We start from the raw sequence: 21,905 nt of genomic DNA on the forward strand, positions 1-21,905 counted from the left end.
GAACAGGCTAAAGCCCGTTTCTATTGAATATTTGATAGGTAGTATAGATAACTTATTTTATTTAGTCTTTACTCTACTCATTAATATTCCTTCTGATCCTGCTCAATGAAGAAGGTGTCACTCCCAGATAAGAAGCCAGCATAGACTGTGGAACCCTGTTTGCAAGCCCCGGATAATGATTAAGAAAATGAATATATCTCGATTTTGCATCCTGATTAAGCATAATACTCGCCACTTTAAGCTTATTTTCAGCTACAAATCCATGAATTCGCGCAAATAAAACCGGCCATATACTAATTTTCTGTTCCAATACTTTAAAATGACTGAGATCAATAACAAGTAGGACAGCATCAGTGATGGCTTCTATATACTCATGGGCAGGAAGCTGATCTGTAAATCCCTGGAAGTCTCCGATAAATCTTCCTTCATAAATAAAATAACGGGTAAAATCATCTCCTTCTTTGTTGTAATATAAAGACCGGAATACCCCTTTCTTTACAAAGGCAATCTTTTGACTTACTTTTCCTGCCTCTACGAAAATCTCTCCTTTCTTCACAGAGGTTTCCTGGATTCCTTCTTTAATCAGAAGTTCATCCTGCTCATTCAGTAATCCAAATTTTTTGATGTAATTAAAAAGTTCTTCCATGTTATTTTATCCACAGATTACGGAAAGATAAAGGTATAAAAGTAGTAGGTAAAAACAATTGCCATTTGACAAAAACCTTCAGATACATACCACACACCGTTCAGGCGGCATGTTAATTGCTTGATTTTTAAAAACGTAAGACAATGAAAGCAATCTGGAATGGTGCCATTGGCTTCGGTTTAGTAAATATTCCTGTTAAAATTTACTCAGCAACGGAGACCAGCAAACTGGACCTTGATATGCTCGATAAATCGGACTTTTCTAATATCCGGTTTAAAAGAGTTAATGAAAGTACAGGAAAAGAAGTAAAATGGGAAAACATTGTCAAAGGTTATCTCATGGATGATCAATATATCGTTCTTGACGAGGCAGACTATGAAGCAGCAAGCCCTGAAAAGACAAAAATACTTTCCATCGATCAGTTTGTCAAGGAAGAAGAAGTTGACAGTGTTTATTTTGAAACTCCTTATTATCTCGAACCACAGAAAAATGGCGAAAATGCCTATAGACTTCTGTTGAACGCTCTTGAAGCGACAGGAATGGTGGGAATCGGGACATTTGTGCTTCGTGAAAGCGAAACAATCGGAATGATTCGTCCTTACAATGACGATATACTGGTTCTAAATCGCCTGAGATTTAATCAGGAAATAAGAAATTATACAGATTTAAAAATCCCGGCTCATAAAGCTCCTAAGCCCGCAGAACTAAAAATGGCGGTAAGTCTTATCAAGCAGCTTTCTCAAGATTTTGATCCGGCTATGTATAAAGATACCTACTCTGATGAACTTTTGAAAATTATCAAACGGAAAGCAAAAGGTAAAAATATTAAAACCCGAAAAGCTCCTGTTGTGAAAGAAGGTAAAGTGATTGATCTTATGGCTCAGCTAAAAGCCAGTCTGAATACTTCTAAATCAAAATCCGCATCATAATGGCTCTCAAAGACTATCAACAGAAACGTAAATTCGATGAAACCAGTGAACCTAAAGGAACAACGAAAAAAAGTAAAAATAAACTCATCTTCGTTGTTCAAAGGCATGCCGCAACTCGGCTTCACTACGATTTCCGCCTGGAAATGGAAGGGGTATTAAAGAGTTGGGCTGTTCCTAAGGGACCTTCATTAGACCCTCAGGATAAACGTCTGGCCATGATGGTGGAAGACCACCCTTATGATTATAAAGATTTTGAAGGTAATATTCCGGAAGGTAATTACGGAGCAGGACAAGTGGAGGTATGGGACAGCGGAACTTATGAACCATTAGAAGAAAACAGCAAAGTTTCTGATGAAAAAGAGCTGTTAAAAGAATTGCATGCAGGTTCTTTAAAATTTAGGCTTCATGGTAAAAAACTGAAAGGTGAGTTTGCTTTAGTGAAAATGAAAAACTCAGAAAACAACGCATGGCTCCTGATCAAACATAAAGATGAATTTGCTGAAAGTCCCTACGACGCTGAAGAAAATACTTCATCGAAATCATTGGTTACAAAATTTATGGAGGAAAAAAAAAGCCTAAAAACAAACGAAAAAAAGAAGTCATAACTTCGGAAAAAACATTCAAAAGCTTCAATCCTTTAACCAATGAAAAAAAGCTTAAATCTTTCATTAAACCAATGCTTGCCAAGCCGTTTGATAAAGCATTTAATGATAAAGGCTGGCTTTTTGAAATAAAATGGGACGGCTATAGAGCTATTGCAGACCTCCGTCATAAAGAACCCCTATTCTACTCCCGAAACGGGATCTCATTCTTATCAAAATTCAACAATGTTGTTCAGGATTTTGAAAAACAAAAACAACAGATGATTCTGGATGGTGAAATAGTTGCCTATAACCATCAGGGGAAACCTGATTTTCAGCTTTTACAGCAGATCATGGATCATCCTGAAATCCCAGTTGTTTATCAGGTTTTTGATCTCCTTTGGCTGAATGGACATTCCACAGAAGAACTTCCTTTACTTCAGAGAAAGGAACTTTTAAAAGATGCTTTAACTGAAACCGATACCATCCATTATTGCGACCATATTTCAGAAAGAGGCATTGATTTTTTTGAACAGATGAAAAAACTGGAGCTGGAAGGAATGGTAGCCAAACGGACAGGCAGCCTCTACCTTGAAAATCACCGGACCAGCGACTGGTTAAAAATAAAATTCACCAATACTGACGAGGCTATTATCTGCGGCTTTACTGAACCCAGAGGATCCAGAGAAAGTTTCGGTGCTCTTATTCTAGGGCAATATATCAATGGTGAACTTATCTATTGCGGACATACCGGAACAGGATTTACTCGTACCTCATTGAAACAGTTGTATCAAAAGCTTCAGCAATTAATCATCAAAAAACCACCGTTTGAAACCACCCCTAAAACCAATATGCCGGTAACATGGGTAAAGCCAGAATTAGTTTGTGAAATCAAATATTCAGAAATTACCAACGATGGTATTTTCAGGCATCCGGTTTTTATGGGTATCCGTGAAGATAAAGAACCCGAAGAAGTAAAGAATCCAGCACATCATATTATTCAATCAAAAAAATCCCAAACAATGAAAGCTAAAGCATCCGCAAAAAAGACTGAAACCTCTGGAACAGATAAAGAAATCACTCTAAACAGGCATATTGTAAAGCTTACCAATATGGATAAAATTTATTTTCCTAAAGATAGAATTACCAAGGGTGATGTCATTGATTACTATCAATCGATAGCAGAATATATACTGCCTTATTTAAAAAACCGCCCTTTATCTCTCAACCGTTTTCCTAACGGCATTGAAAAACAAGGATTTTATCAGAAAGACGCCGGAGATCATATTCCGGACTGGATAGAAACAACAAAGGTCTATTCCGAATCCAACGATAAATACATAGATTATATCTACTGTAATGACAAAGCTGCCCTTGCTTACCTGAATAATCTCGGATGCATAGACCTCAATCCATGGAACAGTTCATTACCGGATCTTGAACATCCTGATTATCTGGTTCTGGATCTTGATCCGTCTGCAAGAAACACATTTGATGAGGTAATTGAAACCGCATTACAGGTGAATGAAGTGCTGAAAGCCATCCGGATTAAAGGGTACTGTAAAACATCAGGAAGTACGGGAATTCATATCTATATTCCGATGGGTGGAAATTATGATTTTGACCAGGTGAAAGACTTTGCTCATATTCTAATGAAACAGGTGAATGAAAAACTTCCTGAAATAACCACTTTGGAAAGAAGCCTTCAAAAAAGAGATTCTAATAAAATCTATCTTGATTACCTTCAAAACAGAACGGGACAAACATTGGCAAGCGCTTACAGTCTGCGCCCCAAGCAGGGCGCTTCAGTTTCCATGCCACTGGACTGGGAAGAGCTAAAACCAGGAGTAAAACCCACGGATTTTAATATCCATAATGCTCCGGAAAGAGTTAAGGAAAAAGGAGATCTGTTTAAACCTGTTCTGGGAAAGGGAATTGATATGATGAAAGCGCTGGAGGCATTACAGGATACTGATTAATTTCCTTACTTTTGCCCGCAAACTTTTAATTATGGATGAATCAATAAGACTTCAGCTTTACTATAATGAAAAAACAGAATGGGAAAATCAGACCTTCTTTTCCGGTACATCTGGCAAAAGCATATCGCTGAAATCAAAAAAGCAGCCTTATATACCGTCCTGTTCCTGATATTGGGTTTTGTTCCTTTAAAGGCAATTGATCTCGGTCCTGTTTCCATTATTTTCAAATATGGCACATTTGTTTTTGTGGGCTACATTTCTTTACTCATTTATCAATATTTCACCAGCAAAAAGAACGCCTATAGTTTAATAAAAAAGCAGAGTGATGATTTTAAAAATATGAAAGATCAAAGCAATGACATCCTACTTCATCCGAATCATATTACTGTTAAATTTCCATTGACAACAATAGAATGCAGCTGGGAAAAAACAAATTATAAAATAATAGATCAGTATCTTATCGTAACGATGCTTGACAACAGAATCAGACTTATTTTCACCAATGCTCAATGTAAAGAGAACGAATATAAAACTTTACTGAATTTTGTTCAACAATATTCCCACAAAGAAAAATAAATATTTCCAGCCCGGAATTTCACCATAAAAAAACTCCTGCATTCATCGAAAATGCAGGAGTTTTTTATAATTTTAAATCGTGACCCATACTATGTATTGTAAAGATGTACATCTCTCTGTGGAAAAGGAATTCCTATTCCTGCCTGATCCAGGGCTTCTTTACAGCTGATGATCAGTTCTTCATTCATCGTCCAGAAATTTTCTGTAGCAGTACTTACTCTCACCGATACATTTACGGCACTATCTCCCAGTTCTGTCACCACCACCTGTGGCGCTGGCGTAGTGAGAGCATACTGATTGTTTTTAATAACAGTCATCAGAATATCCTTGGTTTTTCTCAGATCTGCATCATAGGCCACTCCGATATCCAGTGCTGTTCTACGTGTTCCCAGCTGGGTAAAATTGGTAATACTGTTATTGGAAACCACTCCGTTCGGAATCACAATAAGCTGATTTTGGGGAGTAATTAACTTGGTATAAAAAATATCAATCGCCTGTACGGTTCCTGAAACACCGCCACTGGTAGAAATAAAATCACCAATCTTAAACGGTTTTAATAATAAAATCAGGATTCCCCCTGCAAAATTAGTTAGTGATCCCTGTAAAGCCAGACCTACCGCCAGACCTGCCGCACCGATCATCGCTACAAACGCTGAGGTTTGCACTCCCAATTGAGTCACCACGACAATAAAAAGCAGAATATTAAGTCCCCAATTGATAATATTTAAAAGAAAAAGCTGCAGGGAAGCTTCCATATTACGTTTTTTAAAAGCTTTTTCAACAAGCTTTTTAATCATTCTGATCATCCATGAACCGATAAGGTAAATTAACACTGCAGAAATCACTGCCGTAATAATTCTTGGGGTCCATGAAATTGCTGAAGAGATTAAAGTATCCCAATGCTGCTGAATGTTGCTTAATTCTAAATCGTTCATCTTATCGCTATTTATTTTAACATTTGTATCCGCTTCATCTATTTCCACAGCAGTCATTTTTAAAATGCAGCAGAACAGTCGGCTGTTTCCAAAAGAAATGCACTTTAAATCTTGAGGGTTAAAGTACAGATGGTTATTATTAATGAAAACAGATGATCGGCAGAACAGAATGTTCCGCATTACCAATGATCATTTTAGAAATTGAATCCTGCTGAGAAGAAATAATTTTTTGGTTTTATAGCAAAGAGGGTACCGAACTTTAATTTTTATAAAAAAACATCTCTTGATGAATAAAATATTAAGGCAGTTTTGCGACCAGACTTTCCGGCAGCAGCCTCAGAATATGATAAATAATTTTCCACTTGAAATTGGGAACAATGATAAAGGAATTTCCTGCGTTCACAATGAATCCCGCTACATAATCAGGCTCCATGATTAAAGATTCATTCAGCTCTAAACCTTCATTGATTTTCGTGCGAATATAGCCGATAACTAAAGCATTCACAATTATTTTTCTGGAAGCTAACTCCTGCCTCAATCCGGCCAGATACTGGGTAAAGGCAGCTTTAGTACTTCCATATACAAAATTGCTTTTTCTTCCTCTTACTCCTGATAATGAAGATAGCCCGATGATTCTCTCAAGGTTTTTATTGCTTTTATCCATGGCAATTATATTCAGAATAGAAACACCCCCCATATAATTGACTTCCATCATTTGTTTTGCACCTTCAAAGCCGCATAATGCTTTTTGATTGTCGATTAAAAAGCCGGCAGCATATACTACAATATGGGGATTTATGGGAAGTGCGTCATAAAATCTCTGATGAGAATCAAAATCAGCCGCGTCGAAATACAAAACAGTAATTTGCGCATGGTCCAATTGATAAGTTTCAATAAAATTTTCCAAAGATTTTGTATTCCGGGAAGCAGCAATGACCGAGAAACCTTTGGCCGTATATTGCCTGATACATTGTTTGGCTACATCTGAATTGGCTCCTAAAATGAGAACAGTTTTGTTTGTGCTTTGATTCATGAAACAAAGATAATTCTTTATTGAACATTTACTTTATTCATATTTTCTTTGTTGATATAACCTTTATAAAAAAATCGGCGGGTGAACTTTGTTCACCCGCCGAAATCAGATATTTTTAAACCGAATTATTTTTTCTCTTCAGTTTCTATTTCTTTTTTATCAGCAGTTTTGTCTGCTGCTTTTGCTTTGTCTCCAAAACGACTTTCCGTCATTTCTCTGGATACAGCGGCTTTCTCGAATTTTAGTTTTCCTGATAATGTTTCGATCACGAAACCATCCTCCTGAACCTGGGCAATTCTTCCGTGAAGCCCTGATGTAAGAACTACTCTCGTTCCTACTTTAAGGTTTTCCTGGAAGCTTTTTTCCTGCTTCTGTTTTTTCATCTGAGGTCTGATCATCAGAAAATAAAACCCCACAAACATCACCCCCATCATGATCAGCATCATTGAGGAAGATCCTTGTTGTGCCTGTAAAAATACTGTTAACATTTTTTTTCGATTATGGTTGAATGTTCGCTGTGAACGTTAATTTAATTGGAGATTTTTCTACGTTGGCATATACATCAGCATACTTTTGAACGTTTCCGTCAAAGTTTGAAGAATCAAAATGCAAAGTGATTTTTCCTTTTTTACCAGGCATGATAGGCTCTTTTGTAAAGTCAGGAGCAGTACATCCGCATCCAGGTTTTACTTCAGAAATGACCAAAGGATTTTTTCCTGTATTGGTTACTTCATATACATGCTCTACTTTGTCCCCTTTTTTAATCTTTCCAAAATCGAAGTTGCTTTCAGATAAAGCAAGAGAAGTAGATGGCTGGTTAGAAGCAGGAGCTGCAGCTTCACCTGTTGCAGGAGTTGCTGTAGAATCTGCTGTTACCGGAGCTGCAACAGCTGCAGAATCAGTAGTTACAGTTTCAGCGCTTTGAGTTTCTTTGTTTTCTTTTTTACATGAAACTAAACCAAAGCCTATGATTGACAAGGCGATAATTGATAACGTCTTTTTCATTTTATATTCTATTTTGATCTTTACAATATTTATCTAAAATACCATTAATGAAGATATTGGAACGGTCCGTAGCAAATACTTTTGCAATTTCAATATATTCATTTATAATAACTCTTGAAGGAGTAAAAGCAAAGTTATCCAGCTCTGCTATTGCGGTTGATAAAATAACTTTATCCATTAAAGAAACTCTTTCCAAATCCCAGTTTTCAAGTCTTTCTTCCAGTTTCTTCTCATTATTTTCCCAATTGTTCAGCGTATCTCTCAACAATTTGCCTGCGAAAGTTTTGTCATCTTCATCTTTAATCATTTTAATTAAAGTTCTGCTTTCTTCATCTTCTCTCAGGAAACCGATTGTTTTCTGTACCATTGAATTGGCAATATGAATATCATCATACCATGAAAGTTCTTTATCTCCTAAATAATCATGAAAATCTTCATTTTCTGCGATATATCTTAAGAATAATTTTCCGATAAACTTCTGATCTTCTTCAAAAGAGTATCCATCTTCTTTCATGAAATCCTGATAACGTTTTCCGGCTGTAATTCTTTGGAAAGTTTTAACCAACAAATCATCATGCAAATCCCATTTCAACTGCTTATGTTGCCCTGTAAAAAATAATCTTTCAGGATTTTCTTCCAGCTTAATTAATACTTGGTTGTTGATGAATTTCTGGTTAGGATTAAGGTCAGCATCGGTCTTAAGGTATTTATTTTTCCCGATTTCAATCTGATGTTCTGCCAGATCTTTCAGGGCTACCAAAAAGTTGAGCTGATAGATATAGAGATAATAGATTTTCTCTATTCCGGCAAACATGTTTTTCTCTAAAACATCAAACTTTACAGGATTTTGATAGTACGAATACACTGTTTGTACCACTTTTTCACGGATTTGTCGTCTTCCTAACATTCAAAGAGCTTTTTTATGGATGCAAAGATACAAAATTTAAAATTGATGAAATTCGTAGTCTGATGACATTTTTGTAATTTTGCCAAACTATATGAAAGCTCTAAAAACCTTAAACCCTTATTTTTGGAAACACAAAATACTATTGTTTTGGGGGGTACTATTTATCATTGCCAGTAATTTTTTTAATATTTATAAAGTTCAGTTTGTAGGTAAATCTGTTGATGAGCTTACCAAGGGCGGAAATCTCGGGTTCAATAAGCAGGTGCTTATTTATGTGGCTATTATTGTCGGATGTTCCCTTTTAACCGGTTTTTTCACCTTTATGATGAGACAAACCATTATTGTAGCATCAAGAAGAATAGAATACGAACTGAAAAATAAAATTTACAGGCATTATCAGGAACTGTCATTAACCGATTATAAGCAAACGACTATCGGGGATTTAATGAACAGGCTAAGTGAAGATGTTGTTGCGGTAAGAATGTATCTCGGACCTGGTGTCATGTATGTGGCCAACCTCATTGTCCTTGTCCTGATCACTGCGATCTATATGGTGAAAACGGATGCTTCCATGACGTTATGGACTTTGCTTCCTTTACCTATTTTATCGTATGCAATTTATAAGGTAAGTTCAATTATCAATAAAAAGTCAAAGATTATGCAGAAAAGCCAGTCTGCCATCTCAACTTTTGTTCAGGATAGTTTTTCCGGCATTCGTGTGGTCAAGTTTTTTGCAAAAGAAAAGTACATTGAAAGAAACTACGGAATAAAAGTAACTGATTATCAGAACAAAGCACTGGACTTAGCAAAAACAGAAGCATATTTCTTTACTATTATTTTATTTGTAATCGGATTATTAAACGTGGCCATCATCTGGATCGGCGGACAAAAATATATTGCCGGGGAATTGAGTATAGGTAAAATTGCAGATTTTTTCATGTATATCAATACTCTGATTTTTCCATTCTCTATGGTAGGCTGGGTAACTTCTGTGAACCAGAGAGCTGAAGCTTCCATGCAGAGAATTAATGAATTCATGGATAAAAAATCAGAAATTGTGAACACTCATTTTGAAAACTACCCTATTAAAGGAAGTATTGAATTCAGGAATGTCTCGTATGTCTATCCCAATACCGGTATCAAGGCACTGGACAATCTAAGTTTTACCATCAATGCGGGAGAATCTCTTGCCATTATGGGTAAAACAGGAAGTGGAAAATCTACAATAGCACTGCTTTTATGCAGACTGATAGATCCTACGGAAGGAGAAATTCTTATAGATGGTAAGAATCTTAAAGAACACAACCTCGACAACTACAGAAACTTTATAGGATACATTCCTCAGGAAAGCTATTTATTCTCAGATTCTATTGAAAACAACATTGGTTTTGCCATTGATCATCCGTCTCATGAAAAAGTAGTAGAGTATGCCAAGATTGCCGATGTTCACAAAAATATTATTGGATTTAAAGAGCAATATAAAACACTGGTAGGTGAACGCGGAGTAATGCTTTCGGGAGGGCAAAAGCAAAGAATTTGTATCGCCAGAGCTCTGATAAAGGACCCGAACATCATTATTTTTGATGATTCTCTGTCTGCTCTGGACACGGAAACGGAGCAGAATATTCTCGAAAATATCGACAAAAAAATCAACAATGCCACCTCCATAATTATCACACACAGAGAGTCTAGCGCTCAAAAAGCAGACAAAATCATCAACCTTACAGAAATTGCTAATTCTGTAACCGCATAGCCGTTTCGTTCTCAATTGTTAAATAAATCATAAAAAAAATTTTGTGATTAAAAGAAAACTTTTATATTTGTTCTTAACAAGATTAAAAAATATCTAACAATGAGTGAATACAAGGAACGCCATGAAAATGAGATTTTCACGAAGGTGTTAAAAGCAGGGAGAAGAACTTATTTCTTTGATGTGCGCGAGACGAAAGCAGGAGATTATTATCTTACAATCACTGAAAGTAAGAAGAATTTCGGAGAGAATGGGGAAGCTACATTCGAGAAGCATAAAATCTACCTTTATAAGGAGGATTTTAAAAGTTTCCAGGAGATGTTTAATGAGTCCACAGATTTCATCATTAATGAAAAGGGTGAGGATGTAATATCAGAAAAACATGACAAAGACTTCAAAAGCAGATCCTATACAATCGACTCTGACGACGAAGTTTAAAAAAAAAGAATATCTAAAAACACAAGCATCTGAAAAAGATGCTTTTTTTGTACCCTGAAATTACGGAAATCGTCCTGTAAACAGCTGTTTCTCAAATATTGAAAAGAGAATATCCAGTTTATGTATTCCGTAAGCGGCCTGCGATATCTAAATTCAGGCTTTACCTGCCCGACTGTATTACCTTTTTGTAAACGGGCCGGATCTTATTGAGGAAGTTCATATCCGGTCAGATGCTCAGTAGACCTATCAAGATCGTTTCCCGAAAAACAATGTCAGTGATTAGCGATCATGAATAAATTAGCCCCGATAGAAGCGGTTACCCCGCAGCAGGCGATGTCTATTTTAAGCGTTGGCGCGAGGAGTATGAGCGGATAGCGGGAAAAGCTTCTGTGAAAAATAATAGATAGGTAAAGTGATTTTCCGGTTGAAACAGGGATAAAATAAAAAAGTACACTTTAAAAAGTGTACTTTCTTTGGGTGAATGATGGGTCTCGAACCCACGACCTTCGGAACCACAATCCGACGCTCTAACCAACTGAGCTACAATCACCGTTTTTCTGAGTGCAAATATAGGACATTTTTCTTTACTACCAAACAATTCCGTCAAAATTTTTCAAAGAAATTAATCTTTCTGACGTAAAGCCCTCAGCATAAGCGACTCCCGATAATCGCCCTAAATCTTGTGCGCGATAGGTTAAGCTCTCATAAAAGTCTTTTGTGGTAATCGGAGTCTCGGGTTCTTTAGAAGTCGGGTCATAAAATTGAGTTTTATAAGCCATACATGAGGCGATCTTCTGATCCAGAAATTCTGAAATGTCTATTACAAATTCCGGTTTAATATCTTTCCACTGAATGTAGTGAAAAATATGTTTTGGTCTCCAGACTTCCTGGCTCTCCCCTTCCAATACCGTTTCAATTTTTCTCAACCCGGACAAAAAGCACGCATCCGACACTAATTTCGCTCCTTTTGCATGATCCGGATGTCTATCGTCAATTGCATTGGCTAAGACGATTTCCGGGCGGTATTTGCGGATCATTTTTACAATTCGCATCTGATATTCCTCAGAGTTGACTAAAAAGCCGTCTTTCATTCCCAGATTTTCTCTTGCAGCAAGGCCCAGGATTTTAGCGGCATCTGCCGCCTCTGCTTTTCTGGTTTCATCTGTACCTCTGGTTCCCAGCTCTCCTTTAGTAAGATCGATGACAGCACATACTTTTCCTTCGGAAACCATTTTGGCAATAGTTCCACCGCATCCTAATTCAACATCGTCAGGATGTGCTCCAAAAGCTAATATATCAGTTTTCATATACTCAAAGATAAGTTTAAAATAAAAACTTCCCAAACATTATGAATGGGAAGTTTTAATAGGTATAATTTAAATTTTAAATTACTTATTGATGGCAGCATTTAATTTTACTGCATCCTCATAGGTAGGGTCAAGCTGTAAAGACTTTGCTACATACTCTTTAGCTTTTGCCAAGTCTGAGTCTTTGCTCATGTATGCTACTGCAAAGTAAGCATAGGCAAGGGTTTGCTTGTTGGCTTCCTGCTCAGCAGGTTTTACCGTACTGATGAATTTCTCATACGCAATTTTTGCAGCATCATTATTTCCTGCCTGCTGGTAAGAATATCCCTGGCTATAATATGCCGGAGCCCAGTCAGGAAGAAGAGCTGACATTTTTTGCCATGTAAGAATAGCTCCGTTCCAGTTTTTAACATCTTGATAAGCTGTTGCCAATTTGAACAGGGCATCAGAGTCCTGAGCATTTGCAGCGACCTGTTTTTTCAATCCTTCAATAGTAGGGTTGGTAGGTCCTTTATCAGCTTCTGCCTGAGAAGCACCTCCTCCGCCTGCGATGTTAGCAAGTTCTAAATCCCACTTCATTGTTTCGTCTTTTGCAGCTTTTGCAATGGCTACTTTTTGCTGAGACTCGGTCATTAAAGCAGATTTTTTGGCAGCATCTTTTTCATCTTTTGCTAAACCTGCAGCGATAAGTCCCTGTAGCCCTTGGTCAGCAGGTTGTACTCTTGTTTTCTCAGCCTGAGAGACGAAAGTATCCATATTCTGCTTTGCTCCTGCATAGTTTTTATCTGCATAATCCTGATAAGCTCTTAATTTGAATTTGATAGGATCATCAATTTTATCAAAGATTTTATCTAATACTGTTTTAGAGTTTGCATAGTCTTCGTTTGTGAAGTATAATTTTGCAATTTCCAACTGAGTATACGGATCTTCGTCAGCATATTTTGTATAGTTGATAAGGTCTTGTGTAGCTTTTGCATTTTGCTGATATCTGATATCATATCCTGCTAATGCTTTATATGCAGGTGCATAAGTAGGGTCTACGCCAATGGCTTTATCAATGTTTTGTTTAGCTTGTTGCCATTGTTGAGCAGCCATCCATAAAGTGGCCATTCTGGTATAAACAGAGGCTTTATTTTTAGCTGTAGGTAATGCTTTGTCATAAGCGGACATAGCTTCACCCGGCATTCTTTTTAATCTGTATGCATCTCCTAATGTATAATAGAAATGTGCAGGAACTCCTTTTTTCTCAGCTTTTTCAATAGCTTTATTCAGAAACTGAATTGCTAAATCCGGGGAGCTGTTTTTTTCAAATAAAGTTAAAGCTTCTGCTGCTCTGAATAATACTTCAGGATCTTTCTCTTTAGAGTCAGCTACTACTTTCTGGATTTCTGCAACGGCACTTTTATCTCCTTTTCCAAGTTTCACAGTGGCTAAACCAATTCTGTTAAGATAGTTTTTTCCGTCAGCTGCAACTCCTTTGTTAAAGTTTTCCGTAGCCTTTACATAATCCGGTTCTCCTTGTTTTAAGAAAGTATTCCCTAAATAGAAGTAGTTATCAGCAGTAGGCTCTTTAGCGATCATATCAGTGAAATTGGTTTTTGCCTGAGCAAATTTATCACTGTCTATACTGTTAATACCATCCTGCAATGTTTGTGCAGTGGCAAAACCGGTAAAAAATACCACGGCTGCTCCAAAAGCAATCTTCTTTACATTCATATTCATTATATCTTTCATTTTATATTTTCTAATATTTGAGTTATATTCTACACAATTTTTAGACCAAATCAGTTTTTTTTAATAAAGGATCTTATTACTTTAATAATTTTTAACGCATCTGAACTTCACGTTTATATAAGTTATAAGGCTGTAATCCTTCCTTTTGAACAATTTTCTGTCCCAAATGAGTACATGAGAATCGGATAAAACCGTTGGCTATATTAAAGTTTCCTTCATTAATCAGGAAATACAAGACTCTTGTGAAGGGATATTCCATTGAACGCAGTCCTTCAAAATCGGCATTATATTGTTTTCCTTTATCTACAACAGGAAGTACTTTAACCATTTCTCTGAGTTTTACAGAGGTTTTATCATAGGGACGGCTGAAGGTGTTAAGGCCTATAACGCCTATTTTATCGGGATATTTTCCTAATTCTTCGATGATTTTCTGATTTCCCGGGATAATGGAAAATTGAAGATCTTTGGGTTGTTTTTTAAGTTTTTCAGCTACAAAATTTAAGTTACTGGAGTTGGTTCCGTCAAAAATAAATTCCTTTTTATCAGACAATAGTCCGGCATTAATCTCTTCCATCGAGATACTTTCTTTCGGAGAATCTTTAGGAACAACAAAAACAACGGCATCGGCAGCAAATTTAGCAGGAAGAAACTTCAGATCTGTTCTTTCTTCATAGGTTTTTACTTCTTCAGGACTCAGATTTCTTGACATCACCACTACCTTGGCATTCCCTTTTAAAAGATCCAGAAAGCCTAAATCTTCTTTTTTTGTAGCTACTTTAATGTGAGTTTCAGGATAGTTGATCATATAGCCGTCGGCTAATGCTTCTGTAACACTTTGAAAGGATTCGTCAGTAAAAATTGTCAGCTCACCTTTATGATAAGACGGGGATTTATCATCCTTTTTGCAGCCTGTCAGGATAATACACAGGATAAAAACAGCTGCAATCTTAAAACTATTCTTCATTTCTTGATTTTTTTATTTTTGAAATCGCTCTGTAGATTCTGAATATTCCGTAAATAATCAGGACTGCGCCTAATGCATAGGCAATAGCAGGTTCCAAAATTGTAAAAAAGAACTTATAGAAAATGACTACAATTCCTAAAACGATATAAAACAATCCCGTAACCAGGGATAACCAATTGAACATCATGTAACAAAAATACCAAAAAAAATAAAAAAGAGAAGCATATGCCTCTCTTTTTTATTTATATTCTGAATAAATAGTCTTATTCGAAGTTCATAGTAAATGGTACGCTATAGTAAGATCTAACGCTTTCTCCGTTTCTCTTAGCAGGAGTCCACTTTTTAAGTTTCTTAACTACACGCATTGCTTCGCTGTTGAAGTCGCCATTTGGAGATTTCTCTTCAATGGTAACATTTGAAACAGTTCCGTCTTTTTCTACAACGAACTTAAGCTTAGCTTTAAGAGTACCTTCACCTCCTTCCATTAGGGAAGTATCGAAGTTATCACCTAAGAATTTTCTCAATGCACCCATACCTCCAGGATATTCTGCAGACTGGTCTACATCTTTGTAGATTTCGTTAGGGTTATTCGCTTTCACCTCTACTGTTGTAGCTTTTGTACCTGTAGATGGTGGTGGTGGCGGTGGTGTATAAGCCGGAGCTTTAACCCCCTCCTGATTATTCAAACCAGTTGTTGTTTCCAACTGTTTAGAAATCGGCGGTGGTGGCGTTTCAATTTTCGGAGCTTTTACAGGCTCAGGAACAACGTTCTGAATAACCTCAATTTTCTCTTCTTCTTTTGGAGGAGGTGGTGGAGGTGGTTCTTCGTCTTTAGGCTGCTCAATGATCGGTTCATCTTCGATGATGTCTACTAGATCTGCCTTCACTTCCTGTTTTGGCGGAGCTGTAAGATTTTTAATCGTAAGATAGATGAACGGAGACAAAGCTGCCAAAAGGAATAAAGCCGTTCCGATGATAAATGACTTCGTTAAAAGTCTCGGATACTGATGTCTAAGATCATAGGCACCATATTCCTTGTTTCTATTTTCAAATACAATCTCGTCTAGGGTAAGATTCTGACCGTATACATTTTCATCTGCCATAGTAGATATAACAATTTTATGGTTAAATTACTTTGTAGCAGCCGGCGCCGCAGCACCACCTATTTTCTTTTCATAAACAGCTTTTTCCCAAGGCTTCACATCGGTAACACCGTACTGCTCACTTTTGGTAATTGCCATTTCATCAAGAATATCAACAAAGTTCTTATATACAGCATCGTCAGTAGGCTTAATGATCACCGTAAATTTACTTGGATCAGCAGCTCTAGATTTTGCCTGCTCAATTACTTTTCTAATTCCCTCTCTGTCAAGAGTAGTTTCCATGAGCGTTTGGTCATTCAAGGAAGTAGCATCCTGTTGGTGCCAAAATACTCTGTTGTCTTTTCCTAATAAGATAGAAATCGAGTTAGAAAGTTTAATTTCTGTTGGAGGAGGTTTCGGCTGATCTTTTTTAGGTTTAGCCGGAAGCCCCAAATCCATAACATTCGGTTTACTGAATGTAGTTGTGAACATAAAGAAGGTAATCAATAGAAAACCCAAGTCCACCATCGGAGTCATATCGACTCTGGTACTTTGCTTCTTGGAACGAACCTTGCCGCCCTTGCCGCCTTTTTCTTGTACTTGTACTTCTGCCATTTCTATCGATATTATTCGTTAGGTTTACCTTCTTGTGATGTAATCAACCAAAATTTAAGAAAATCAATATCTCTTAAACCTTCAAACAGGCTTTTAACTTTAGGGTACTGTGTTGTAACGTCACCTTTAATCGCTAACTTATAGTCAGGGTTAACGCTCAAACTTTCTTTTACCCAGTCAATTAATTGCTTATTTGTACTGTCCATAGGAATTCCTGTAGGACTCTTATAATTTTTCTGCTCATCTCCAGGCATATCCAAGTACCCTTTAAGTTGGTTCATTGGAACTCCAATTGCCTGAACTTTCTGGAAAGCTGCTTTTTGATTGTTGTCAAAAGTAATTCCATACTTTTGTCCCATTTTTTCCAAAAGAGCAACTCTTTCTGATGCATTTTCTACCGGCTGGAAATAGAATTTTCCGTCCGGAGTAGCGTTGATAGTCATTAAACTAGCATCAGGAAGCAATTTTTCCGAAATTGAAGATGGCGGTTTGATCTGCTCCACGTCAGGTTTCTTAAACTGAGTGGTCAAGATAAAGAACGTAAGAAGTAGGAACGCAACGTCACACATTGCGGTCATGTCCGTCACTACTCCATGTCTTTTTGGTTTGACTCTCGCCATTATTATAAAATATTTTTAATTAAACTTCTTTTAATTGCTAATGCAAATTTCTTGCTAATTCTTAGTTGAATTCAGCGAAAGACTGCTGGATGCTCATAGAGATCTCATCGATCTTATAAGTTAATCCATCAATTTTAGATGTAAAGAAGTTATAAAGGATAATAGCGATAGCTGAAGTACCAATACCTAAAGCTGTGTTAATCAAGGCTTCAGAGATACCTGTAGATAGAGCAGCAGCATCCGGAGTACCACCTCCTGAACCTAATGCAAAGAACGCCTTGATCATCCCGATTACTGTTCCTAGTAGTGCTACTAACGTTGCAACAGTACCTAAAGTAGAAAGGATCATCATGTTTTTCTCAAGCATTGGCATCTCAAGAGTTGTAGCTTCTTCGATAGCTTTGTTAAGTGCTACCATTTTCTGCTCTTTATTTAATGTAGTATCGTGAGCAAGTGCTTTGTAAGTAGTAAGACCTTCTTTTACTACGTTACCAACAGAACCTTGTTGTCTGTCACACTCTTCGATAGCTTCGTCAATTTTGTTTTGGTTTAGTAAGCTTCTTACTTGTACAACGAAGTTGTCTAAGTTTCCTTTTCCAGCAGCTTTACCAAGAACGAAATATCTTTCAAAAGAGAAAACGATTACAGTAATCATGAAAGTAATCAAGATTGGTACGATAACCCCTCCTTTGTAGATAATACCTAAAAACGATTCTGGGTGAATGTCTTTTCCTTCAACACTTGAAAAGGCTACAGAACCACTTCCTAGTTTATCTGCATCTTTAAAGTTTCCTGGGCTACCAAGAACGAATAAATAAATACATACTCCTATAATAAATAGAATAGGAATAATAACAGCTGGATTTAAACCTCCCGCCTTTCTAGCAACTACTTGCTCATCATTTTTTGAAACATTCATTTCCATATTTAACTAAATTATATTGTTTTAAAATTTTACAGGGTGTAAATTAAAGGCAAAATTAATTAAAATGCAAGAGTCTTAATTAAACATTTTGCATTTTTTTGATAAAGAAATTTTAATACGATTTTGATATAATAATTATTCTTTGATATTTTATTTATTTTCCCCAATTTTAACATTTGAATTAAAAAATCAAAAAAATAAGACCTTCATTTTTTTTGATTTCCCAATGTTAATTTTTTTTTAAATTACGATATTCACAATACGGTGAGGAACTACAATGATTTTTTTAGGGGTTTTTCCCTCCAAAATCTGTTGCATTTTCTCACTTGAAATCACCAAATCTTCTACCTCTTTAGCAGATAATTGAGCTGAAAGCGAAATTTTGAACTTCATTTTACCATTTACGCTTACCGGATACTCAATTTCATCTTCCACTAAATATGCCTCATTCAGGGCCGGAAATTTTTCAAATTCAACAGAGGTATTATGCCCTAATAAATTCCATAATTCTTCACAGATGTGAGGAGCATACGGAGAAATGATAACGGCTAACGGTTCTAAAATATTGCGCTTATTGCATTTTAATTTCTGAAGCTCATTCACAGCAATCATAAAGGAAGATACAGAAGTATTGAAAGAAAAATTTTCAATATCGTATACTACTTTCTTGATTAAGGTATGTAATACTTTATATTCTGCTTTTGTAGGTTCTTCATCAGAAACCTCAAATACGTCCCCGTTAAAGTAAAGGTTCCAGAATTTCTTAAGGAATCCGTAAACTCCGCTTAATCCCTGAGTGTTCCAAGGCTTGGATTGTTCTAATGGTCCTAAGAACATTTCATATAATCTTAATCCGTCTGCTCCGTACTCGTCACAGATATCGTCAGGATTCACTACGTTATATTTGGACTTGGACATTTTTTCTACTTCACGGTCTGTGATGTATTTTCCATCTTCCAAAATAAATTCTGCATCTGCATAATCGGGTCTCCATGCTTTGAAAGCTTCAGTGTCCAATTCATCAGATGTTCCTTTTAATAAAGATATATCAACGTGGATCTGCTGAGTCTGATATTCGCCTGCTAATTTTTTTGACACATATGTATGAGTCCCTTCAATTCTGTATACAAAAGCACTCATTCCTAAAATCATCCCCTGGTTGATCAGTTTTTGGAAAGGCTCATCATGACTGATATATCCTCTGTCTTTTAAGAACATGTTCCAGAAACGGGAATATAATAAGTGACCGGTTGCATGCTCACTACCTCCGATATACAAATCTACCTGTCCCCAATAGTCTGCCAGCTCTTTTTTAACAAAAGTTTCCTGATCATTCGGATCCATATATCTAAGGAAATACCAAGAGCTTCCTGCCCAACCCGGCATAGTAGATAATTCTAACGGGAAAATAGTTTTATCATCTATTAAGTCTGTAGACACTACTTTTTGATTCACCTCATCCCAGGCAAATGTTTTTGCATTTCCTAGTGGCGGATCTCCGTCTTCTGTCGGTAAATATTTTTCAACTTCAGGAAGTTCTAGAGGCAATGCAGATGTCGGCAATGTGTAAGGCATTCCATCCTTATAATATATAGGAACAGGCTCACCCCAATATCTTTGTCTTGAGAAAATGGCATCACGCTGTCTGTAGTTAGTTGTTCCGTGACCGATTCCTTTAGTTTCAATTTCAGAAATTATTCTTGATTTGGCATCGTTGTAATTTAATCCGTTTAAGAAATCTGAGTTAACACAAACAGAGTCTTTAGAATCAAAAGATTTCTCCTGAACATCTTCTTCTGTTTCTACCACCTTTTTAATTTCAAGGTTAAATTTCTTTGCAAATCTGTGATCACGCTCATCATGCGCAGGAACAGCCATTACAGCGCCGGTTCCGTATCCCATCAATACATAGTCTGAAATATAGATCGGCATTTTTTCTCCGCTGAACGGATTGATTGCATAACTTCCTGTGAATGCTCCACTCACATTTTTCACGTCAGACATTCTGTCTCTTTCGGTTTTCTTGGAAGTTTCTTCAATATAAGTATCTACTTCTGCTTTTTGAGCATCTGTAGTAATGGTTTCTACTAATGGATTTTCCGGAGCCAGGACCATAAATGTAGCTCCAAAGATGGTATCAGGCCTTGTAGTGAATACCTCAACAATTTCGTCATATCCCTCTACATGGAACTGAACCTGTGCTCCCTGAGATTTTCCGATCCAGTATTCCTGAGAATCTTTCAACGGCTGCGGCCAGTCTAAAGTAGCAAGCCCCTGCAATAATCTTTCGGAATAGGCAGAGATTCTCATGCTCCACTGCATCATTTTCTTTTGGAATACAGGGAACCCTCCTCTTTCAGATTTTCCGTCTTTTATTTCATCATTCGCCAATACGGTTCCTAAAGCAGGGCACCAGTTTACGGTAGTCTCCGCTCTGTAAGCAAGACGATAATTTAATAAGATATCTTCCTTATCCAGATCAGAAGCATTGCTCCATTCTTCTGCGGTGAAATTTAATTCGTCGTTTTGATTGGCATTTAACCCATCTGTTCCTTTTTCTTCAAAATGTCTGATTAGGGTATCGATGTTTTCTGCCTTATCCGTATCTTTATTATACCATGAATGATACAACTGGATAAAGATCCATTGGGTCCATTTATAATAAGAAGAGTCTGAAGTTCTCACTTCTCTGCTCCAGTCGAAAGAAAATCCTATTTTTCTTAGCTGCTCTTCATATCTGTTGATATTTTGTTCTGTAGTGATTGCCGGATGCTGTCCTGTCTGGATTGCATACTGTTCAGCAGGAAGACCAAAGCTGTCGTACCCTACAGGGTGGAGAACGTTAAACCCCTGATGTCTTTTATATCTCGCATATATATCTGATGCAATATATCCAAGCGGGTGACCTACGTGAAGCCCTGCTCCGGATGGATACGGAAACATATCGAGTACATAAAATTTAGGTTTATCTGTGTTATTGGAAGTTTTATACGTTTGATTTTCCTCCCAGTATTTCTGCCACTTTTTTTCTATCTGCTGATGATCGTAAAACACTTTATATGTATTATATGTTAGACTTTAAATATTGAATTGTTTTTTTCTTTTAACAAGATTCACAAAAATAATGATTTTAAAAGAAATAGAAATTTAAATTATGATTAATTGCGGTTCATCTCACAATAAAAAATCTCATCCGGGGATGAGATCTGTTTTTATATATTGAAGTATACTTATTATTGCTGAGGGTTTACTCTTTTAAAAGTATAGGTTCTTGTTTTAAATACAGTCGGATCCTGAGTCTCTTCTCTTACAGCAAGATTGAGGGTAACATCATCCAGTGTAACCACCTTTGCGGTAACCGGCTCTACAATTCCCTGGTATTTCATGACAACATTTTTACTGGACTTATCGTAAGTATATGTAAAATTTTTATCCGGAGAAATAACACATAATCCTCCTGATGTGGTAGGATCTGATACATCTATTCTTTTTCCGTTTGTTTCATTACTGAACCACCATCTGGAGGTCTTCTGACACGTTGAATATGTAATTTGATCCGAGACCGGCTGTTCTCCGGTTTCAACGACAGTTACCACTTCTTTGATCGGCTGCCATAAACCGATAAGCGGTGCTTCCCTGATAGTATCGTTATCATTATTACATCCTGTAGTTACCAGTAATGATAAACCTGCAAATAATAGTAGTAATTTCTTCATAGATCAATTTTTTCAAGCGCTAAAATTATAATTTTTTTGAGTTATATCACTATTTTTTATGAAAAATTATTAAGTGAACATTTATTTATGTATAATTTTAAACACAAACAGGGGGTATTCCCTTTATTTAACAAATATTGAGCACACTAAAATTCTTACATTC

General features: G+C 36.6%; 22 protein-coding genes and 1 tRNA gene. 6 read left to right on the plus strand and 17 right to left on the minus strand.

Going from position 1 to position 21,905, the window contains the following annotated elements:
• Positions 1-73: 73 nt before the first annotated feature.
• The gene (locus JO178_RS17865; RefSeq protein WP_291938706.1) at positions 74-646 is read right to left on the minus strand and encodes a Crp/Fnr family transcriptional regulator; all 573 of its coding nucleotides are present in this window, start codon (positions 644-646) and stop codon (positions 74-76) included.
• A 143-nt stretch (positions 647-789) separates the two neighbouring features.
• Between JO178_RS17865 and JO178_RS17870 the strand changes: the two genes are divergently transcribed.
• The 4 genes from JO178_RS17870 (at position 790) to JO178_RS17885 (ending at position 4,711) form a co-directional block, all read left to right on the plus strand.
• The gene (locus JO178_RS17870) at positions 790-1,575 is read left to right on the plus strand and encodes a Ku protein (protein WP_291938707.1); all 786 of its coding nucleotides are present in this window, start codon (positions 790-792) and stop codon (positions 1,573-1,575) included.
• Positions 1,575-2,180 carry a DNA polymerase ligase N-terminal domain-containing protein gene (locus tag JO178_RS17875; protein ID WP_291938708.1) on the plus strand — a complete coding sequence of 202 codons (606 nt, stop codon included), beginning with the start codon at positions 1,575-1,577 and terminating at the stop codon, positions 2,178-2,180. Before JO178_RS17870 ends, JO178_RS17875 begins: the two co-directional genes overlap by 1 nt.
• 71 nt (positions 2,181-2,251) lie before the next feature.
• Entirely contained in the window at positions 2,252-4,135 is a 1,884-nt protein-coding gene (ligD, locus tag JO178_RS17880) for a DNA ligase D (protein ID WP_291938709.1), read from the plus strand.
• A gap of 78 nt (positions 4,136-4,213) precedes the next feature.
• Positions 4,214-4,711, plus strand: coding sequence for a hypothetical protein (locus tag JO178_RS17885; RefSeq protein WP_291938711.1), 498 nt, complete (start codon positions 4,214-4,216; stop codon positions 4,709-4,711).
• 89 nt (positions 4,712-4,800) lie between these two features.
• Here JO178_RS17885 and JO178_RS17890 read toward each other — a convergent pair whose 3' ends face one another.
• The 5 genes from JO178_RS17890 to JO178_RS17910 form a co-directional block, all read right to left on the minus strand.
• Positions 4,801-5,646 (minus strand): mechanosensitive ion channel family protein, encoded by an 846-nt coding sequence (locus JO178_RS17890; protein WP_291938713.1) that lies wholly within the window; start codon positions 5,644-5,646, stop codon positions 4,801-4,803.
• Between the two features lie 298 nt (positions 5,647-5,944).
• Positions 5,945-6,679 carry an SDR family NAD(P)-dependent oxidoreductase gene (locus tag JO178_RS17895; protein WP_291938716.1) on the minus strand — a complete coding sequence of 245 codons (735 nt, stop codon included), beginning with the start codon at positions 6,677-6,679 and terminating at the stop codon, positions 5,945-5,947.
• 125 nt (positions 6,680-6,804) lie between these two features.
• Positions 6,805-7,167 carry a preprotein translocase subunit YajC gene (yajC, locus tag JO178_RS17900; RefSeq protein ID WP_291938718.1) on the minus strand — a complete coding sequence of 121 codons (363 nt, stop codon included), beginning with the start codon at positions 7,165-7,167 and terminating at the stop codon, positions 6,805-6,807.
• 10 nt (positions 7,168-7,177) lie between these two features.
• Entirely contained in the window at positions 7,178-7,684 is a 507-nt protein-coding gene (locus JO178_RS17905; RefSeq protein ID WP_291938720.1) for a DUF1573 domain-containing protein, read from the minus strand.
• 1 nt (position 7,685) lies between these two features.
• Positions 7,686-8,591, minus strand: coding sequence for a transcription antitermination protein NusB (locus JO178_RS17910; RefSeq protein ID WP_291938722.1), 906 nt, complete (start codon positions 8,589-8,591; stop codon positions 7,686-7,688).
• 91 nt (positions 8,592-8,682) lie between these two features.
• Between JO178_RS17910 and JO178_RS17915 the strand changes: the two genes are divergently transcribed.
• Complete coding sequence (locus JO178_RS17915; RefSeq protein ID WP_291938724.1) at positions 8,683-10,344, plus strand: ABC transporter ATP-binding protein; 1,662 nt, start codon at positions 8,683-8,685, stop codon at positions 10,342-10,344.
• Between the two features lie 99 nt (positions 10,345-10,443).
• Positions 10,444-10,779, plus strand: coding sequence for a DUF3276 family protein (locus JO178_RS17920; protein ID WP_002976288.1), 336 nt, complete (start codon positions 10,444-10,446; stop codon positions 10,777-10,779).
• Positions 10,780-11,254: 475 nt separating this feature from the next.
• Here the strand turns inward: JO178_RS17920 and JO178_RS17925 are convergent.
• The 11 genes from JO178_RS17925 to JO178_RS17975 form a co-directional block, all read right to left on the minus strand.
• Positions 11,255-11,330, minus strand: a tRNA-His gene (locus tag JO178_RS17925).
• Positions 11,331-11,366: 36 nt separating this feature from the next.
• On the minus strand, positions 11,367-12,086 hold the full coding sequence (gene bshB1, locus JO178_RS17930) for a bacillithiol biosynthesis deacetylase BshB1 (protein ID WP_291938726.1): 720 nt from the start codon (positions 12,084-12,086) through the stop codon (positions 11,367-11,369).
• A gap of 81 nt (positions 12,087-12,167) precedes the next feature.
• Positions 12,168-13,820, minus strand: coding sequence for a tetratricopeptide repeat protein (locus tag JO178_RS17935; protein ID WP_291938728.1), 1,653 nt, complete (start codon positions 13,818-13,820; stop codon positions 12,168-12,170).
• Positions 13,821-13,911: 91 nt separating this feature from the next.
• Positions 13,912-14,784, minus strand: coding sequence for a substrate-binding domain-containing protein (locus JO178_RS17940; RefSeq protein ID WP_291938730.1), 873 nt, complete (start codon positions 14,782-14,784; stop codon positions 13,912-13,914).
• Positions 14,774-14,971, minus strand: coding sequence for a DUF308 domain-containing protein (locus JO178_RS17945; RefSeq protein WP_291938732.1), 198 nt, complete (start codon positions 14,969-14,971; stop codon positions 14,774-14,776). Before JO178_RS17945 ends, JO178_RS17940 begins: the two co-directional genes overlap by 11 nt.
• 76 nt (positions 14,972-15,047) lie before the next feature.
• The gene (locus JO178_RS17950) at positions 15,048-15,887 is read right to left on the minus strand and encodes an energy transducer TonB (RefSeq protein ID WP_291938734.1); all 840 of its coding nucleotides are present in this window, start codon (positions 15,885-15,887) and stop codon (positions 15,048-15,050) included.
• A gap of 27 nt (positions 15,888-15,914) precedes the next feature.
• The gene (locus tag JO178_RS17955) at positions 15,915-16,481 is read right to left on the minus strand and encodes a biopolymer transporter ExbD (RefSeq protein WP_291938736.1); all 567 of its coding nucleotides are present in this window, start codon (positions 16,479-16,481) and stop codon (positions 15,915-15,917) included.
• An 11-nt stretch (positions 16,482-16,492) separates the two neighbouring features.
• Positions 16,493-17,101, minus strand: a complete 609-nt coding sequence (locus JO178_RS17960) for a biopolymer transporter ExbD (protein ID WP_291938738.1) — start codon at positions 17,099-17,101, stop codon at positions 16,493-16,495.
• Between the two features lie 61 nt (positions 17,102-17,162).
• Entirely contained in the window at positions 17,163-18,026 is an 864-nt protein-coding gene (locus JO178_RS17965; RefSeq protein WP_115928630.1) for a MotA/TolQ/ExbB proton channel family protein, read from the minus strand.
• Between the two features lie 240 nt (positions 18,027-18,266).
• The gene (gene leuS, locus JO178_RS17970; RefSeq protein ID WP_291938742.1) at positions 18,267-21,080 is read right to left on the minus strand and encodes a leucine--tRNA ligase; all 2,814 of its coding nucleotides are present in this window, start codon (positions 21,078-21,080) and stop codon (positions 18,267-18,269) included.
• Positions 21,081-21,259: 179 nt separating this feature from the next.
• Positions 21,260-21,742, minus strand: a complete 483-nt coding sequence (locus JO178_RS17975; RefSeq protein WP_291938744.1) for a lipocalin family protein — start codon at positions 21,740-21,742, stop codon at positions 21,260-21,262.
• Positions 21,743-21,905 lie beyond the last annotated feature (163 nt).

It is taken from the genome of Chryseobacterium sp. (assembly GCF_019236175.1).
Lineage (GTDB): Bacteria > Bacteroidota > Bacteroidia > Flavobacteriales > Weeksellaceae > Chryseobacterium.

Bases quoted from the DNA above. Each gene is read 5' to 3' on its own strand.
- JO178_RS17920 (WP_002976288.1), top strand. From the start codon at position 10,444: ATGAGTGAATACAAGGAACGCCATGAAAATGAGATTTTCACGAAGGTG.
- JO178_RS17940 (WP_291938730.1), bottom strand. From the start codon at position 14,784: ATGAAGAATAGTTTTAAGATTGCAGCTGTTTTTATCCTGTGTATTATC.
- JO178_RS17975 (WP_291938744.1), bottom strand. From the start codon at position 21,742: ATGAAGAAATTACTACTATTATTTGCAGGTTTATCATTACTGGTAACT.
- JO178_RS17875 (WP_291938708.1), top strand. From the start codon at position 1,575: ATGGCTCTCAAAGACTATCAACAGAAACGTAAATTCGATGAAACCAGT.
- JO178_RS17945 (WP_291938732.1), bottom strand. From the start codon at position 14,971: ATGATGTTCAATTGGTTATCCCTGGTTACGGGATTGTTTTATATCGTT.
- JO178_RS17960 (WP_291938738.1), bottom strand. From the start codon at position 17,101: ATGGCGAGAGTCAAACCAAAAAGACATGGAGTAGTGACGGACATGACC.
- yajC (WP_291938718.1), bottom strand. From the start codon at position 7,167: ATGTTAACAGTATTTTTACAGGCACAACAAGGATCTTCCTCAATGATG.
- JO178_RS17865 (WP_291938706.1), bottom strand. From the start codon at position 646: ATGGAAGAACTTTTTAATTACATCAAAAAATTTGGATTACTGAATGAG.
- JO178_RS17885 (WP_291938711.1), top strand. From the start codon at position 4,214: ATGGGAAAATCAGACCTTCTTTTCCGGTACATCTGGCAAAAGCATATC.
- ligD (WP_291938709.1), top strand. From the start codon at position 2,252: ATGCTTGCCAAGCCGTTTGATAAAGCATTTAATGATAAAGGCTGGCTT.
- JO178_RS17870 (WP_291938707.1), top strand. From the start codon at position 790: ATGAAAGCAATCTGGAATGGTGCCATTGGCTTCGGTTTAGTAAATATT.
- JO178_RS17935 (WP_291938728.1), bottom strand. From the start codon at position 13,820: ATGAAAGATATAATGAATATGAATGTAAAGAAGATTGCTTTTGGAGCA.
- JO178_RS17955 (WP_291938736.1), bottom strand. From the start codon at position 16,481: ATGGCAGAAGTACAAGTACAAGAAAAAGGCGGCAAGGGCGGCAAGGTT.
- JO178_RS17895 (WP_291938716.1), bottom strand. From the start codon at position 6,679: ATGAATCAAAGCACAAACAAAACTGTTCTCATTTTAGGAGCCAATTCA.
- JO178_RS17905 (WP_291938720.1), bottom strand. From the start codon at position 7,684: ATGAAAAAGACGTTATCAATTATCGCCTTGTCAATCATAGGCTTTGGT.
- bshB1 (WP_291938726.1), bottom strand. From the start codon at position 12,086: ATGAAAACTGATATATTAGCTTTTGGAGCACATCCTGACGATGTTGAA.
- JO178_RS17965 (WP_115928630.1), bottom strand. From the start codon at position 18,026: ATGGAAATGAATGTTTCAAAAAATGATGAGCAAGTAGTTGCTAGAAAG.
- JO178_RS17950 (WP_291938734.1), bottom strand. From the start codon at position 15,887: ATGGCAGATGAAAATGTATACGGTCAGAATCTTACCCTAGACGAGATT.
- JO178_RS17910 (WP_291938722.1), bottom strand. From the start codon at position 8,591: ATGTTAGGAAGACGACAAATCCGTGAAAAAGTGGTACAAACAGTGTAT.
- JO178_RS17890 (WP_291938713.1), bottom strand. From the start codon at position 5,646: ATGAACGATTTAGAATTAAGCAACATTCAGCAGCATTGGGATACTTTA.
- JO178_RS17915 (WP_291938724.1), top strand. From the start codon at position 8,683: ATGAAAGCTCTAAAAACCTTAAACCCTTATTTTTGGAAACACAAAATA.